The following is a 15,499-nucleotide window of genomic DNA, read 5'->3' as shown; positions in this document are numbered from 1 at the left end:
ATCTAGTATCCGCATTTCACGGAGCGATGACGATAGGTTCGCTCACAGGATTCGTCGCGAGGGTCTTGTGGGCAACGACAAGTTCCCGTATCACCGGATCGGCATGTTCACCGGGGAGCGTCGATTAATACCGTGCGCAGGCGCAGCAACGCCTCTGGATCACCATTTCGGGCGACAACGACAATGCCGTGCACTAAATGCTGCAGTTCGCCGGCGAGATCTTCGGCAAGCTCCATTCCGATACGCGGGCCGTCATCGGGGTGAGCCGTCCGGAGTCGCTCCATGGTCTCGTCGGGAATCACGATATCCGGTACCTCGCCACGCAGGTACTCTGCCTCGGCATAGCTTGGGAGCGGGTCGATGGTCACGAAGACAGGGACACGCAGATCCGCCAACTCGGTCAACATTGTCCGTAACGCGGCAGGTTCATATATGGCTCTGGTCAACAGGAAGTGCGCACCCGCGTCAACTTTCTGTCGCGTGCGTGCGATCTCCGCATCGAGATCCCCGGCACCGGGATTGCACCTCGCTCCTATGCGAAACGACGTAGCCTGCTGCAGTTCGATGCCGTTGCTGTCCACACCTTGGTTCAAGCCGTCGAGCAGCCGGATCAATCCGAGTGCATCGACTTCCTGCGCTCCATACGGATCGGGGTAGTCGCCGTCGAGCGGTGGATTTCCCGTCTCGCACAGGATGGTGCTCACCCCCGACGCGTGGGTGCCGAGCAGGTCCGCTTGCAGCGTCATGATCGACCTGTTCCAGGTCGTGATCGTGACCGCGACCTCGGTCGGTAGCCGCTGGCCAAGCTGGCTGCCGAGTAAGATCGGGGTACCGTGGCCTTGCCTCGCGTCGGCACCACCTACCACCACCAGCTGCGCACCAGCCTCGACGAGTGCCGTCGCTTGTGCGACCACCGTCTCGATGGCACTTCGGGGAGCCACTCGCAGCTCAGCGCCAAGTCGCTGCTTGGCGGACCAAGTACTGCTCTCGCGATCAATGCTGTGCGACACGAACTCACCAAGCGAGGATTCGCGCCGGTACGCGGCGACAGTCAGTTCAGAACGGCGAGCAGCGGCGACCGCGGCTGCCGCCGCACGGATATGATCCGGGGTCGTGCCACAACATCCGCCGACAATTCTCACGCCCTCGTCGAGATACCGGCGGACGTATCGTCCGAAGTAGGCACTGTCGTGGGCATACCTAAGCGTACGGTCCCTGCCGACGTACGGCAGGCCCGCGTTCGGCTGCACCGCGAGCGGGAGCGTGGTGTGCTCACGCATATTCCGCACCACGGAGAGTGCGGCCTGCGGGCCGAGCGTGCAGTTACTTCCCACGACCGTGGGCGCCAATTCCTGCAGCCCATGCATCGCCTCGGACACTGCCTCCCCGCCCAGCGTCGCCTCACGGTCGCTGAAGGTAAGTTGCGCGATGATCGGGAGGTCGCAGAGCCGCCGGGTGACGCGCATCGCCGACACTAGTTCGTGGAGATACCCAAATGTCTCCAGCACCAGAAGGTCGATACCACCCACGACGAGAGCCTCGATCTGCTGACTGATCGCAAGTTCCCATCGCTCGTCGAAGCCGACGCCGTCGACAACGGCATCGTCCCGTGCGATGTCGCGGTACCGTGGCGGCACCACGGGGGAGATAGATCCCGCGACGAAGATGCCACGCCCTGAGGCATCCGCGACCGATCTGGCGAGTCTCGCGCCCGCACGGTTGACCGACCTCACGTGTTCAGGATCGCTATCGGCCAGCCGAAGTGCGTTCGCACCGAATGTATTCGTCTGGATGATGTCGGCCCCGGCGTCCACATAGGCCTGATGCAGCGCCGTAACGAGTTCCGGTGCACGAAGATTGAGCTCGGCGGGCGGCTGGTCGGCCGGCACGCCGGCAGCTTGCAGCATCGTGCCCATTCCGCCGTCACACACAAGGACGCGAGACTCCACCGCGGCACCGAACTCGATCATGACTCCATCTCCATCAAGCCGAGAACTTCCAGCGCCACCTGTGCCATCAGCCGGTCGCGATAACGGTCGAGGCGGAGCCCAGTCAACTCCTCAACCCGCTTGAGCCGGTACGTGATCGTGTTCGGATGCACATGCAATACCCGAGCGGCGCGCTGCGGGCTGCTGTCACATTGGAAGTAACACGCCAGCGTTTCCGCGAAGCCCTCACAACGTTCATCCCCTGGCTCCGCGAGGGAGCCGAGCACCTCGCGGGCGAACAATCGCAACTCCCCCGTACTGGGAACCTGGCTCAGCAGACGGTGGATGCCCAAAGCGTCAAAAGACAGCACCTGACCGCGCCGAGACAATCGGCTCGCCGACTCAAGGGTGCGCCGCCCCTGGGCATAGGACCGTGCGAGCTCGGTCGGCTGCATGCAGCGGCCACCGATCCCAACAGTCAGCACCACACCAGGAAATCTGCGTCCGAGCGAGTCGATCACCGACTCAGCCAATGTGGGCGGATCCGCTGGCCGCGACGCACCGTCGGTCCCGCCGGTCGGCGACGGTTCCGGGATGATCACTACGGTTTCCGGAACACGCGTCAGTGCGATCACGCCCGGCACTCTCGCCGTGAAGAACTCCTCGACCGCTTCCAGCACGGTGCCGGGCAGCACCCTTCGTTTCGCCGACGGCTCAGCACCGTTGGGCGCATGCTGTCCATCATTCAGCAAGGCCGGCGTATCCGATCCAGGCTCATCGACGATCGCGACCAGCACGCGGTGAGGACGGGTAGCGTCAAAACCCAGGTGCTCAGCCCACTGCGTCGCCTCCGCTTCGTCAGTTGCCCTACCAAGCAGCAATCCCGTGATCAAATCCTCCCGCACCCGGCCAGACGCCTCCACGGCTACCCGCTCCCGGCTGACAACGGCACCGCAGATGGCCGCGGCATGCTCCGTGATCAGCAACGGCAGTTCCTCTGACGCCGAGTGCCCATCGGCCTGCCACGTCACGAGGAAAGCCCACAAGTGATTGGCAACCGTGATCGGCGCGGCCACGAAAGCGCCACCGAGGTTGGCAGGAACCCGGACCGGGAGCCCACTCCGCTCAGCCGCGGCAACTGCCGTGGCCCACTGAGTATCCGCCCGACACCGCTCGTCGATGTCGGTGCCTTGCTCTCCCGGGGAATCTGGCACGGATGCCGTGACGATGTCCAGCTCAACGGTGGCCACCCACGCCCAGCAGTGCAGCTCAGCCGCCAGTACGTCGGTGATAGCCCTGAGGTCAACTTCCCGACGCAACAACAGCCCTGATAGCTGGCGATATACCGTTACCAGGCCGCGCAGCGCGCGGTTCTCCGCCGCAGCCGCGTCGCTAACCAGAACGGGATGACTCATCGCGGGAGTCTCGACCACGCAATGCGGCGAGCACTGAGAACGGTGTCAGCGGAAGCGAGTTGATCGGCGAACCGATCGCGTCGGCTACCGCGCAGGCAACGACAGCGGCGACGGGAACGATCGGAGGCTCGGCGGCCCCCTTGATCCCGAGTGGACCCTGGTTACCAGGATTCTCCAGTAGTTCCGTCTCGATCGGCGGGATGTCGAGCGCGGTAGGCAACCGATAGGACTCGAGCCCTGTGTCGATCACCACGCCGTCCCGCAAGCGCAGATCCTCATAGAGCGCATATCCGAGACCCTGCGCCACCGCGCCATGTACCTGGCCTTCGATCAGGCCAGGATTGATCGCGCGCCCCACGTCTTGAACGACTGCGTAGCGGGTCACAGTCACCTTGCCGGTGTCAGGATCGACCTCCACCTCAGCCAGATGGGCGTGATACGAAACGCCGATCATGTGGGTGAACAGCGCGCCGGTCATGCATCCCGCGTCGAAATTCACCGGAGGCGCGGCGAACTTGCCCGTTGAGCCAATCGGACCCGTGGTCCACATCGCGGTGCCAGCGACCGCGGCCAGTGACACCCTCCGGTCGGGAACACCGCGCACCGCGACGTGGCCCTCGGCAAGCTCCAGGTCCGACGCACTGACCTCCAGCATTCCCGCCGCGGCCTCAAGTACCTGCTCACGTACGCGGGTCGCCGCATCGAGCGCGGCAGCACCCATACCGAAGGTCGTCCTGCTGCCCTGGGCCCCGTTGTCGAAGCCGGCGGTGTCGGTATCCGGGTGAGCGATCAGTACCTGGTCGAAAGGGACCCCGAGTTCGTCGGCGACGATCTGGCGGATCCCGGTCAGCGCACCGGTCCCGATGTCCACCGCGCCAGAGGTAACCACCACGCTGCCGTCTTCGCTCAACCGCACCGCACCCGCTGATGGACCTGGGTTCGTCAGCCACGTCGCGGGCACGACCGCGATACCGCGCAGCCGACCGTCCTCGGACCGGCGCTCACCCCACGGCGCGATCTCGTTGAGCCGATCCATCGCGACGTCGAGGCAAGCATCATCGAGTTCCTGGCCGTTGATCATCGTGTCGCCGGTGCGCAGGAGGTTCTTCATCCGCAACTCGCGACGATCCATACCGATCTCAGCGGCGATATGATCCAGATGCATCTCGCGTGCGAACACCGAATAGGGGCCGTTGACACCCCGGAAGGCCGCGGTGGGCGCGGTATTGGTGTAGACAACCTTGCTGCTGTATCGGACGTTGGCGATTCGGTAGGTTGACCCGAGCACCAACGCGGGTACGTTCGCGCAGAGCACCGTTTCTCCGCTTGAGTTGGCACCGTTATCGCTGAGTGCCTCGGCTTCCTGCGCGAGCAGTGTCCCGTCCCGCGAAACGGCCGTACGCAACCGGATGATCGCGTTCTCCCGTGGTGCGCAGGTGGTCTGCTCCTCGGTCCTGCTATTGACCAACCGCACAGGGCGGCCAGCCTTGCGTGCGAGTACGCACGCGATCGGCTCCAGCATCGCGTCAAGCTTGCCACCGAATCCGCCACCGATCTCGGTTACCACAACCCGAACCTGCGACGGCCTGACCCCGAGATGTTCTGCCACCCGGTCACGCACCATGAAGGGGAACTGCGTCGGCGTGTGGACCGTATAGCGCCCGTTCTCGTACCTGGCGACCGCCGCGTGTGGCTCGATGGATGTCTGGTGCTGGCGTGGCGTCCGGTACTCGTCGGTCACGACGTAATCGGCCTCGGCGAAGGCGGCATCGACATCACCACGCTCGACCCTCGCTTCCCACGCGAGGTTGCCGCCACGGTGCCCCTCAACGGCCACCTCGTAGTCAGACCAACCCGGATGAATGTGCCTTGTGCCTTCGGCCAATGCCTCGTCCAAGTCAAAGACCGGTTCCAACGGCCGCGTCTCCAGCTCGATCGCTGCTACGGCGGCATCAGCCTGCGCCGGCGTATCCGCCGCGACAGCGGCGATCGGTTCGCCGACATAGCGCACATCCTCACGGGCGAACGCGGACTGGTCCTTGACCACAAGCATGCCGGAGGTCCCAGGTGTATCGGCTGCCGTAGCCACGGCACGCACCCCGGGCAGGCTCGCGGCCTTGCTCGTATCCAGCCGTACGATACGTGCGGCGGGGACGGACGAACGCAGTACCCGCACCGTCAGCGCCCCTGGCTCGGTGTAGTCCATCCCATACATCGCGATGCCGCGAACCTTCGCATCACCGTCAGCCCGAGGGACGGTTGTCCCAACCACCTTTCCGTTCGCGGTCGTTTCCGCGTCGCCATCCACGCTCACCGCAGCGTTCATCGGGAACCTCCCTCGGCCGTCACGCAGCGCATCGCCGCATCGACAATCTTGTGATATCCGGTGCAGCGACAGATGTTTCCTGTCAATGCCGCTCTCACGGAATCTTCGGTCCACTCCCCCTGCTGCTCGGTGAGCGCGGTCAAGGTCATCATCATTCCGGGGGTGCACGCACCGCACTGCACCCCTCCCGCGCTGAGCAATTCCTCCTGCACCTGGGTCAACGGAGCGTCACCTGACGCGAGCGATTCCGCGGTCCGCACCGCGCCGTCCGCAACAGCTTCCAGCGGCACCACACAGGCCGCGACCGGCCGATCGTTGAGAAGGACGGTGCACGCGCCGCAGCGTCCTTCGCCGCAGCCGAGTTTCGCCGCGGTGAGCCCGAGATCCTCACGTAACACCGACAGCAGGGGCGTCACGCCCGCAGCGTCGATGTCCACCCCTTCACCATTCACCGTGAATTTATATGACACAGAACCCTCCTACGCACGGGAAGCTCAGTAATTCTTAATCAACCGCAACTGCAGTTCCGCTACGAGCCGCTCAGCCGGGTCGTACACATTCAGCCCGCACAATTCGCGGATCCGCCCAATTCGGTAACGCAAAGTATTGCGATGGACACACAGGTTCCTGGCTGCTTCAGTCAGGTCGCATTGCGCGTTGAAATAGCAGCGCAAGCTATCCAGATATTCGGTACCGCGTTCGTGATCATGCTCATTGAGCCATTCGATCGGGCCGCGCAGCAGGTGCGGGTATTGCCTAGCGATCAGCTCGCGCAGCTCCGCCAGTAATGTCTTTGACCAAGCGTCCTCGGCGGCGCGAACGCGGTTATTCTCGTCGGTGAAGGTCATCGTCAGTAGCCGCTCGACATCCCCGCGCGCCTTCGGTAGCTCAGCGAGGTCGGAGAGTGGCTGGCCGACGGCAGCGATCACATCGACCCGCAGCTGGGCAGCCGCCTGGTCAGCTATGTCGCGGGCGAAGGCACGAGCATCCTCCAACGTGCGTCCCGAGTCACGGCACAGCACGTATACCTGGCCGGACACGGCCACCACGCATCCCGACTCGCGGGGTGTCTCCCCCCTCACAGCGATGATGTCTCGCACGAGCATGTGCCTGATGGGTGCGTCGAGCGCGCCGTCACGCGCACCGAAGCCGACCAGCCGGAACGACGCATCGTCATCTGGACTGAGCAGGTCGGACAGTGCGGTAGGCGAACCGGTACCGTCAAGCACGCTCCGTAGCAGGTGAGCGCGCAACCGATGGTCGGAGTCACCCGCGGTGCGGAGACTGACGATACGCCCGGACGCGATCCTCGCGATCTCGGCGAGCACGATCTCCTGTGTCGGCCCGAGCTCGTGTTCAGCCTCAGCGACCCACACGAACCCGAGAAACTCGCGCCCCGCGCGGATCGGCGCGACCAACCGGGGGTGGTGTCCGGCAGGCTCCACCCGCACTGGTCGCTCCGCGGCACGCACTCTGCGCAGCAGACCACTCTGCCGGAACCAGTCCATGAACGCTGCTGGTGGCTGCCGCGAAAGGACAGACGATCGACGCAGCTCGTCGATCTCGTGATCGTGATGTGAGTACGCCAGCACGCACATGTCGGCGTCATCGATCTCCACCGGACCACCCAGGGCAGCGACCGCTGCATCCGCCAGGGAGAACAGATCGCTGATCGGCATACCGCCAAGCGGGTTCCATGCGGTTGGCGCAGTGGGAATCACCGTCATGATCGTCCGCTGCACATCGTCCCAGGGCAGCTCAGGCGGTGCGGCGAGCACGGTTACGCCCACACGTTGCGCCTCTGAGCGTACCCAGGCGGGATTGCTCGGTCGCTTGATGACAACGGCGGCAGCTCCGGCACGAGCGGCGGCATCCAACACACCAGACAAGTCGCCGACATGCATACCGACAGTTAACAGGAGATCACCAGATGAAACGTCGGTCGCTCCAGTCGTATCCCAGAGCTTCACACCATGTACCACGACATCGAGGCCACCCGAGATCCAGATGGTGTCGAGGTACTCACCGAGCACTCCGCCTAGCAAGTCTCGCAACATCCACCCAGCGCGATCATTTTCCCACATCAACGGCTCGAGCTCGACCTGAGATCGAATCGGGATGGCTTCGCGACTAACGCTGTGAATAGCGGTCACGGCAGGTCCCTTCGTCGTCTTGCGCAATCGCCACCAGGCTGACCGCGACCGCGCTGACAGCAACACCCGGAAGTCCGCAATGAACTACGTATTTCTCACGTGTCCACGTGCCCGTACCTGGTTCAGCAGGCCGGGGACGTTGAGCGCGGAACAGGACGCTGACCTGGCACAACGCATGTGAGCATGGGTGCGTACCGAGGCCGTCGGCTCGTCGTCGGGCGCCGACCGCCGATCACGGTGGGAGCGCTCAGTGATGGCGCGAGGACGTGACTACCGAGTGGAGTGACGTGTGTCGCGTGCGTGCTCTAGCGGCCTAGACCGGGCGGTGCCGGACACATCCAGACGTGATACGACCGGTCGCGCAACCAGTCATGCATATCCTGACAACCCGATTACCAGCACAAACGCAACGCCGCGAACCTTGCCACCCATCCACAAGGGGCGATCGAGCTGGCCCGCAGCCAACTCAGCGGGCTCGCGCGAAGCACCATATTGTCACAAGTCCACTAGAATCCGGCGAATGACGCCACGAGCACCGCGGTCACGCCTAGGAACGCTACCCGTGGAGGGTACGAGTTTCGTCGGTCGGCGGCGAGAAGTTCGCGAGGCTAAGAGACTTTTCTCGCTTACACACCTGGTCACCTTGACCGGAGTTGGCGGCGTCGGTAAGACGCGGCTCGCGCAGCGGCTGGCCAGCGAGTCACAGCGTGCCTTTCCTGATGGCGTGTACTTCGTACAGCTCTCCGACCTTCAAGACCCAACGCTGCTCGGACATACCGTCGCCGAGGCACTCGGGTTACGCGAGCTGTCCCGCAACTGGCGCACGGAAACGCTCACGGACTACCTGCGGTCGAAGCAACTCTTGCTAGTGCTGGACAACTGTGAGCACCTGCTCACTGCCTGCGCCGAGCTCGTGGACGAACTACTCAAGAGCTGCGCGGATCTGCGGATACTGGCCACCAGCCGAGAACCACTCGGCATCGCGGGCGAGAGCACACTCATCGTCGCTCCCCTGCAGGTGCCGGAGCCGGAGTGGCCCTCGACGTCGGCGCTGGCACACTACGACTCGGTCAGATTGTTCCTCGATCGCGCCGCGTCCGCGATGCCCGGATTCGAGTTGACCGAGGAGAACAGCCACACGGTCGCCGCGCTCTGCCACTCGCTGGACGGCCTGCCACTCGCTTTGGAACTGGCCGCTGTCCGCCTGCGCGCACTGTCTCTCGATCAGGTACTCGACCGGCTCGCTGATCGGTTCGCGCTGCTCAGCCGAGGTAGGCGTAACGCGCCTACGCGCCAGCAGACCCTGCGGGCACTGATCGCATGGAGCTACGAGCTGTGCTCACCGAACGAACAACTCCTGTGGGCCCGGCTCTCAGTATTCTCGGGCGGAATCGAGCTCGACGCGGCAGAGGGAGTCTGCTCCGATGATCTGCTGCCTCGATCCGACATCCTCGAACTGCTCGCATCGCTTGTCGACAAATCAATTCTGGTGCGAGATGACGTGGACGGTCGTGCACGTTACCGGCTACTCGAGACGATCCGGCAGTACGGCGAGGAACAATTGCGGGAGTCCGGGGAATTCGCTACCTGGCGACGATTCCATCGTGATTGGTACCTCCAGCTCGTCACGAGCGTCTTCTCCGGCTGGGTAGGAACCAACCAGCCAGAACGGATCGAACGCGTCCGGCGTGATCATGCCAATCTGCGTTCCGCGCTCGACTACAGTGTCACCGTGCCCGAGGAAGCCGCTGCGGGGCTGCGGATGGCGAGCACCCTGTATTTTTATTGGCTCTCGACCGGCTTCCTCAGCGAGGGAAGGCACTGGCTTGACCTCGCGCTGAAGCATTCTCCCACGGAGAGCCAGCCGCGTCCTCACGCACTGTACGTCGCCGCGTGCCTGGCCACTCTGCAGGACGATCCGGCCGTCGCGACGACGCTGCTCGACCAGGCCGCCGCCATCATCGACGAGCGGGCGGCCCCTAGAGACTCAGCGCACATCGCGCAAGGGCGTGGTTTAGTCGCGATGTTCGCCGACGATCTCCCAGAGGCGATGCGGCGGCTGGAGGAGGCATTGGATGGTTTCGTCGCCGTCGGCGACGTCGACGGCGAAACCTTCACCCTGTTCTTACATGGTCTGGCCGCACTACTCGCCGGCGAGCTGGACAAGGTCGAAGCCAGCCATTCGCGCTGCCGTGAACTCACCGAACGGCGGGGCGAGTCCTGGGTGTGGTCGTACTCGCTGTGGGTCGCGGGTCTCAACGCGTGGCTTCGTGGCGACAATGACCAGGCCCTCACCGTGGCAACCGATTGCTTGCGGCACAAGCGCACACTTGATGACCAGCTCGGTATCGCCGAGTGTCTCGAGGCCATCGCGTGGATCAACGCGAGCATGCACCAGCGTGAGACGGCAGCGGTTCTGCTGGGAGCGGCAAGCACAATCTGGCAGCGGATCGGTATGTCGCTCAGAGCCATTCCCGGGCTGGACCGGTTTCACCAGAAGTGCAGGCGCACCGCCAGCCAGCTCGGTGGCAGGCCGTACCAGGCGGCGTTCCGCAGAGGCACACAAATGACGCTCACTGAGGCCGTCGATTTCGCGCTGGGTGAGCGCACCAAGCAAGAATCCGACGGATCACACGGCACCACTGACGCCACCAACCTGACCCGAAGGGAGAAGGAGGTCGCGCGGCTTATCGCGGATGGGCTCAGCAATCGGGAGATCGCGAATCAACTCGTCATCTCACGCAGAACCGCGGAGGGGCATGTAGAGCATGTGCTCGCGAAGCTCGGTTTCACATCGCGTGCCCAAATCGCCAGATGGGTCGCTGAACGGTACAGCGAGTCGCCAACAAGCTCAGCACCCTCGTGACCCACTACTCCGGTGGTGCCTCCGGTTCGGGTGGCCGAAACCTGTCAGCATACTCCACATCGGCCTCCCGAAGCTTCGTGGTCAACCAGGTGTGCCAGGCATCCAGCTCCCGTTCGGAGCGCAACTGCTCCCGCAGGTTGCTCTCAATCTCCGAAAAGGACAGCTTTCGCTCGGCACGAACCGCGACCACCTTGCCCACATTCCACCCGTGCTCGGTGCGTACCGGTCCGAAGTAGTCCTGCTTCGCGGTGTTGAACGCGACCTTGGCGTACGAGCTATCGAGCTGTTCACGGCTCACGAAACCGAGGTCGCCACCATCATCCCTGGTCCTCCCATCGAGGGAATGCTTCCGCGCCAACGCGGGAAAGCGGGCACCAGCATCGGCCCTACCGAGAAGCCTCTTCGCCTTCGCCTTGGTGCTCACCACGATGTTGCGCAGTCGCCGCCGCTCCGGAGTGACCAGCTTGTCCTCGCGCTGCGTGAACGCCGCACGGACCTCCTCTTTCGTCACGTTCGCAACGTCCGATGTCACGTCACGGAGTAGGCGACTGCTGATCTGCTGCCGCTTGATCTCAGCAAGCACCTCCTTCTCTGACGTGCCGACCTGCCCGAGCAGCTCGACGAACTTGTCACGTCCCGCTGCGCCGAAAGTGGACTCGATCACCTCGGCGAGGCGGTCCCTGGCAGCCTTGTCCGAGATATCGATCCCCTTCTCTCGGGCCACGTCGTCCAGCACGATGCCGACCGCGACAGCCTTGGCCGCGTCGCGTAGGAACTCGTCCGCTTTCTCGCTGTCCTCGGACGGCCGTTGTATTCCGTACAGCGCGCGCAGCGCATCAATCCGTTCCTCGAGCTCTGCCTCGGTGACGACCTGCTCGCCAACGCGTAGCGCCGCATCGTCTGGTAATCCGGTCATGCGGTCGTACGCGATCGCGCTCGCGGCGCCCATCAGCATCGTGGCGGCCACGACCATCGTCACGACGCGTCGTCGCCCGCCAAAGAGCAGCGCGGAACCTCCGGCGGCCGCGCGACGGCTCCACCCCGCGACATGGTTGACCCATTTCGATACTGGTGGTTTCGGCATTCTCAGCTCCATGTCACCGTCGTTCGCTCTTAGACACTCGTCTTCGCCACGGATTCCACTCTGGTCGGCACGCTGGATCGCGCTGGCAGGAGCCGGTCGAGCACGATCGCGGCGAGGTAGGACAAGGCAACGGCACCGGCGAGCATCGCCCCGAATTCACGGAGCACCGCTAGGCCGGAGAGAAGCAGCGCGAGATAGCCCAGCGCGGCGGACAGGGCGGCAACACCGACGGTCCGGCGCAACCGCATCGCCGACGGAACGTTCACCGCGCCGAGTAACGCCGAATACTCGCAGGCGATCGCGGTCGTCAAGGACCCGAGCACGATGGTCAACGGGGTGAGGGTGATATCAAGCGCCCAAGCGCACGCCAGCCCCCACCCGACGGCCAGCACCGCGGCGAGTACCGCGCGCAACGCGTCCGTGCGCCGGGCCAGCCCTAACAGGAGCACCAATCCCGCGCCAGCAAGGCCGAGTCCGCTGGTGAGGTACCGGTCAGCTGACATCAGCTCGTATGCCCTAGACGCCGCCGCAGACAAGCCGACGACCTCGACGTCGAGCGCTTTCGGGGCACGAGGAAGCCCGGCGCGTACCTGCTCGATGAGCCGCTTCTGATCAGCCAGGTCCTGCACACCGAGCCGAAAGCTCATCGCGGCCTGCCGCCCGTCGCTGCGGATCACCGCATGGGTGAGGTACTCGGGTAGCAAGCTCAGCCCCGCATGGATCTGCGACTGGCTCGGTGTCGAGCCAAGGAAATCCAGCAGTCCTGGCGGGGTCAGAATTGGCTGAAGGTCGCCACCGTGCTCGACGACAAGCTTCTGTTCTGCCTTCTTCATCCAGTTCAACGCTTCTGGAGTTGCCACGTCACCGCTGACAAGCAACTGCAGCTCGCCGGATGCTCCCAAGACTCGCTCGGCGTGCCGGATATCGGCGACTTCTGACATACCGTCGGCGAGCCGGATCGGATTCGCTTCGATGGTCATCCGATCAAACGAGACCCAGCCGAAGATCGCCACCGCACCGAGCAAGACCAGCGCGCCACCGCGCGCGAACACATTCAGACTCCCCGAGCTCCGGCCCCGCTCCGGCATTGGCCCTGCGGTGTGCCCGGACGGTCGTTCTTCCTCGGCGTCGGCGCTGTCATGTCGCCGGCACCGTAAGTACCACAGCGCCACGCCCAGCGCGAGCAATTGCCCGACCGCCAACGCCAGGCCGAGATCACCGACAAAGGGCATCGGCGAGAACGCGAGCGATGCGAATGCCGCCGCACTGGCCACGGCCACCGCGACGACTCTTCTGATGCTCACGGCGTTCAGGAGGTAGGCGGGGAAATCGCTGGCGATGCCGAGCAGGATCGGCAGAAACGCGATCACCCCGAGCGACAGCGGCCAGCCCAACCAACCGAACCCCGACAACACGAGTGCGGTCGCGGTAAGTGTCGCCATGAGTGGCAGCAACCGACGCCACCGCTTCCGCAGCCACGGAACCAACAGATAGCTGGCGGCCACCGCGGCCAGCGCCGCCCCGCCGACGAGCAGGATCTCCTGCCGCACCTGGGTCCCGAGCGCGGCGGTAACCACGGGGACGCCGGTGACCGTGGCCCGTCGCGTCGCGAGCGACGCGTCCGCGAGTGTGGCACGGACGTCGGCGACGAGACGCTCGGTACCGGCCTGATCCAGGCCCGCCCTCGGGCGCACCAGGATACTCACCGTGTCCCTACGCGGGATGACGAAGTCCCACCGCGCCTTCGGTTCACCGTTGTCAGCGAATATGACCTGGTCGACGAAGGCCGGATTGCGCAGGGTAGGCAACCCAGCGGGTAACCCTGTGACCAGCAGTCGGCCGTACCTGCTGTCGAACCGCTCCATCGCGACGGCACCCGCCGCGGCGACCTCATCCTTCGATGCGCCCCGTTCTTTTGCCCTCCGCTCAGCGCGTTCCTTGGCGGCGTCTCGCTTACCGGACAGTGTGGCCAGCATGTTCTGCGCGGAGGCCGCGATCTGATTGAGAACTGTCGCCGGACCGTATACCGCGGCCACATCCGGGAGCTGGGAAAGCTCCCCCTCAAGGCGGAGCAACTGGGGCAGCTGAGCGGGAGCCAGCAGGCCCTGTTCCGGGAGATCCTTCCTTGTCGACTCGGCGATCACCACGATCGGATCGCCACCAAATGAGCGAGCGGCTTCCTCCAGCGCCCGGACGGCGGGGTCGCCAGCGGGCAAGAACGACTCGACGCCGGTGTCGGTACGCACCTGGAGCAGTCCGCCTGCTACGCCGAACGCGATCCCCACCACAAGAAGGCCAACCGCGATCCGCCGCTTCGACGGAAGCCGCAATCGCCGCAGCCGAGCCCGCACCCTCACGAGCCCGGACCGGCTGATCCGGACGCGAAACCGGAGCCGACTCGGTCGCGCGCTCATTCAGGCTCGTTCTTCCCACGTGGGTCCGGGGCACGCTCGACCCTGGGGTATTCCTGGTCGTACGGGCCGGGGTTAGCGCCAGCACCCGGATTGGGCATCGGGTTCTTGTACGACAGCACACCCGGCGTGTCCAGTGGCGAGACGACCGACATATCGGTCAGGTATGGCATCAGGCGGAAGTAGTGCACGCCAGACTCGGAGGTATACCGGGAGATCGCGTTGAAGTTGGCGAACCAGGCCGCGATTTCTGGCCCATAGGGTTTGAGGTAGGCCAGCATCGGGTTCACATCGCGCAACATGGTGATCGCCGTGGGCGTCAACTCCCCCACGTCTTCCGACAGCCGAGGCGTGCGGTCCAGAGTCGCTGGTGCCCGATCGAGCACCCCGGACAGGGCGGGCAGCATGCCTCGCACGTCAGCGCTGGTGGCGGGGAGCTCGCGGAGCGCGGCGGTGAGGTGCGGAGCGGCCTTGTCCAGATTTCGCGCGACTGGAGCCAGCGAATCGGACAGCTCGGTGAGCGCATTCGCGGCCGCGCCAGAACTGTCTACAACATCGGGAAGCAGTCGCATCGACTCAGCCAGCGCCTGATGCTGACCAGAGGTGGCCGACGTCAGCCGCTGCGCGTTGTCGACCATGGTCGCCAACTGCCCGTCGCCGGTGTCCAGCGCGTCGAGCAGGGTCCGCGTATGACCAACCAGTTTCCGCAAGTCGGCGCTCTGTGCTTCGATCGCGTCGAGCGCGGTGTGCCCCTCCCTGCCAAGGTCACCAAGCCCCGCGAGGACATTCGCCACCTGGTCACTGGTGCCCTTGGTGCCCGCACCAAGGGATCGAAGCAGTCCGCTCAATTGGTTCCGGGTCTTGCCGTCCATGCTCGCGAGTACGTCACGCAGCTGGGTGCTGTGTTCGATCGCGCTCGCGGGCAACACGGTCCCGGACGAGAGCTGCTCACCGGTACCGTCCCGCACGTCCAGGTAGGTCTCCTCCACCAGTGACCGCGCACCGACCCGGACTGACACTCCCTCGTGCCACGGCGCGTGATCGGAATAGACGGAGAGGACGACCCGGACGTGATCGCCGCTTTGCTCGATTGACTGCACATCACCGATCTGGACGCCCGCGGTCCGGATCTGGCTGCCAGTCGCCAGGTTGTCGGCATCATCGAGGGTAACGACAACCTCGTACCCACGCGGTTCGTCCAGCAGCGGCACTCGCAGCGCCGTCCCGGACAGCAGGTAGAGGATGACCCCGACCGTGGCGGCGAGGAACGCGAGTACCACAGCCGTGCGCAACATAGGAGAAGTACTGGTAGACAT

The 15,499-nt window shown here is 64.7% G+C and carries 9 protein-coding genes; 1 reads left to right on the top strand and 8 read right to left on the bottom strand.

The features are described from left to right. Positions 1-107: 107 nt before the first annotated feature. Genes AMYHA_RS07995 through AMYHA_RS07975 form a run of 5 tightly spaced genes read right to left on the bottom strand, consistent with a single transcriptional unit; the run spans position 108 to position 7,726 of the window. Positions 108-1,970 (bottom strand): bifunctional homocysteine S-methyltransferase/methylenetetrahydrofolate reductase, encoded by a 1,863-nt coding sequence (locus tag AMYHA_RS07995; RefSeq protein WP_034269557.1) that lies wholly within the window; start codon positions 1,968-1,970, stop codon positions 108-110. Continuing rightward, entirely contained in the window at positions 1,967-3,343 is a 1,377-nt protein-coding gene (locus AMYHA_RS07990) for a PucR family transcriptional regulator (protein ID WP_034269554.1), read from the bottom strand. The genes AMYHA_RS07995 and AMYHA_RS07990 overlap by 4 nt, the downstream gene beginning before the upstream one ends. Then, the gene (locus tag AMYHA_RS07985) at positions 3,321-5,669 is read right to left on the bottom strand and encodes a xanthine dehydrogenase family protein molybdopterin-binding subunit (RefSeq protein ID WP_051399665.1); all 2,349 of its coding nucleotides are present in this window, start codon (positions 5,667-5,669) and stop codon (positions 3,321-3,323) included. Before AMYHA_RS07985 ends, AMYHA_RS07990 begins: the two co-directional genes overlap by 23 nt. Continuing rightward, positions 5,666-6,121 (bottom strand): (2Fe-2S)-binding protein, encoded by a 456-nt coding sequence (locus AMYHA_RS07980; protein WP_269189738.1) that lies wholly within the window; start codon positions 6,119-6,121, stop codon positions 5,666-5,668. The genes AMYHA_RS07985 and AMYHA_RS07980 overlap by 4 nt, the downstream gene beginning before the upstream one ends. A 42-nt stretch (positions 6,122-6,163) precedes the next feature. Continuing rightward, positions 6,164-7,726 (bottom strand): PucR family transcriptional regulator, encoded by a 1,563-nt coding sequence (locus tag AMYHA_RS07975; RefSeq protein WP_169732907.1) that lies wholly within the window; start codon positions 7,724-7,726, stop codon positions 6,164-6,166. A gap of 739 nt (positions 7,727-8,465) precedes the next feature. On the opposite strand from AMYHA_RS07975, the gene AMYHA_RS07970 reads away from it, so the two are divergent. Then, positions 8,466-10,688, top strand: coding sequence for an ATP-binding protein (locus AMYHA_RS07970; RefSeq protein ID WP_196776859.1), 2,223 nt, complete (start codon positions 8,466-8,468; stop codon positions 10,686-10,688). Positions 10,689-10,692: 4 nt separating this feature from the next. Here the strand turns inward: AMYHA_RS07970 and AMYHA_RS07965 are convergent, their stop codons facing one another. The 3 genes from AMYHA_RS07965 to AMYHA_RS07955 all read right to left on the bottom strand — a co-directional run bounded on the left by AMYHA_RS07965 (position 10,693) and on the right by AMYHA_RS07955 (position 15,478). Continuing rightward, positions 10,693-11,661 carry a peptidylprolyl isomerase gene (locus AMYHA_RS07965; RefSeq protein ID WP_231104925.1) on the bottom strand — a complete coding sequence of 323 codons (969 nt, stop codon included), beginning with the start codon at positions 11,659-11,661 and terminating at the stop codon, positions 10,693-10,695. Between the two features lie 140 nt (positions 11,662-11,801). Next, the gene (locus tag AMYHA_RS07960; RefSeq protein WP_051399661.1) at positions 11,802-14,186 is read right to left on the bottom strand and encodes an RND transporter family protein; all 2,385 of its coding nucleotides are present in this window, start codon (positions 14,184-14,186) and stop codon (positions 11,802-11,804) included. Continuing rightward, positions 14,183-15,478 (bottom strand): MlaD family protein, encoded by a 1,296-nt coding sequence (locus AMYHA_RS07955; protein ID WP_196776858.1) that lies wholly within the window; start codon positions 15,476-15,478, stop codon positions 14,183-14,185. The genes AMYHA_RS07960 and AMYHA_RS07955 overlap by 4 nt, the downstream gene beginning before the upstream one ends. Positions 15,479-15,499: the final 21 nt, after the last annotated feature.

The sequence above is a fragment of the Haloechinothrix halophila YIM 93223 genome (assembly GCF_000504245.1).
Classification (GTDB): domain Bacteria; phylum Actinomycetota; class Actinomycetes; order Mycobacteriales; family Pseudonocardiaceae; genus Haloechinothrix_A; species Haloechinothrix_A halophila.
The sequence above is the reverse complement of the archived record's forward strand: the minus strand, read 5'-3'. Positions and strand labels throughout refer to the sequence as shown.

What these genes read in the sequence shown, in the direction of transcription:
- AMYHA_RS07995 (WP_034269557.1), bottom strand. Translation starts at nt 1,970, where the DNA reads ATGATCGAGTTCGGTGCCGCGGTGGAGTCTCGCGTCCTTGTGTGTGAC.
- AMYHA_RS07990 (WP_034269554.1), bottom strand. Translation starts at nt 3,343, where the DNA reads ATGAGTCATCCCGTTCTGGTTAGCGACGCGGCTGCGGCGGAGAACCGC.
- AMYHA_RS07985 (WP_051399665.1), bottom strand. Translation starts at nt 5,669, where the DNA reads ATGAACGCTGCGGTGAGCGTGGATGGCGACGCGGAAACGACCGCGAAC.
- AMYHA_RS07975 (WP_169732907.1), bottom strand. Translation starts at nt 7,726, where the DNA reads ATGTTGCGAGACTTGCTAGGCGGAGTGCTCGGTGAGTACCTCGACACC.
- AMYHA_RS07965 (WP_231104925.1), bottom strand. Translation starts at nt 11,661, where the DNA reads ATGGTCGTGGCCGCCACGATGCTGATGGGCGCCGCGAGCGCGATCGCG.
- AMYHA_RS07960 (WP_051399661.1), bottom strand. Translation starts at nt 14,186, where the DNA reads ATGAGCGCGCGACCGAGTCGGCTCCGGTTTCGCGTCCGGATCAGCCGG.
- AMYHA_RS07955 (WP_196776858.1), bottom strand. Translation starts at nt 15,478, where the DNA reads ATGTTGCGCACGGCTGTGGTACTCGCGTTCCTCGCCGCCACGGTCGGG.